The sequence below is a fragment of the Mesorhizobium sp. M7A.F.Ca.ET.027.02.1.1 genome, assembly GCF_004022985.1.
Lineage (GTDB): Bacteria > Pseudomonadota > Alphaproteobacteria > Rhizobiales > Rhizobiaceae > Mesorhizobium.
In genome coordinates, this window is the sequence record NZ_RZOL01000913.1 from 1 (window position 1) to 510 (window position 510).

The 510-nt window shown below is 65.7% G+C and carries 1 protein-coding gene and 1 pseudogene; both read left to right on the forward strand.

Going from position 1 to position 510, the window contains the following annotated elements; translation table 11 throughout:
* Nucleotides 1-209, forward strand: a pseudogene (locus EN749_RS36970) (4-amino-4-deoxychorismate lyase); the annotation flags it as partial.
* 155 nt (nucleotides 210-364) lie between these two features.
* The coding region (locus EN749_RS36975; RefSeq protein WP_348629415.1) for a YicC/YloC family endoribonuclease at nucleotides 365-510 on the forward strand (146 nt) is incomplete at its 3' end.

Sequence of the window (510 nt, forward strand, 5' to 3'; positions counted from 1 at the left end):
GCACCGGCGGGCACGTCTTTGCCGCGACGCTGGACGAGCACAACGAGAACGTCGCCCGCTATCGCGCGTTGCTGAAGAAGCAGGCCGATGATGCCGCCAAAGCCGCCAAGACGACTGGCACCGGCGACAGCAATGCCGTCAAACCCGCTGGCGGTGGGCCGGCTGACGGTGCCGACGACAGCGGCGGTGACGCGGGCGCTGCCCAGTAAATGAAGAAAGGCGTTGCCCGGCAGGCAACGCCCTGACATTTGGAAGAGCGCCGCGCGTCCGGTTTCGGCGCGCCTGCGGCGCAGTCTTTTTCAAGCCGCACTCGCTCTGTCCGGAAAGCCGGTTCAGGGCGATGTGCCAGGGACGTGTGGGCGATATGAATTTGCAGAGCATGACCGGTTTTGCACGTGCCGTCGCCGAGCACGAAGGCACCTCGATCGCCTGGGAGGTCAAGTCCGTCAACGGCAAGAGCGTCGAGGTACGGCTGCGGCTGCCGCAAGGCTTCGAGCGGTTGGAACCTGC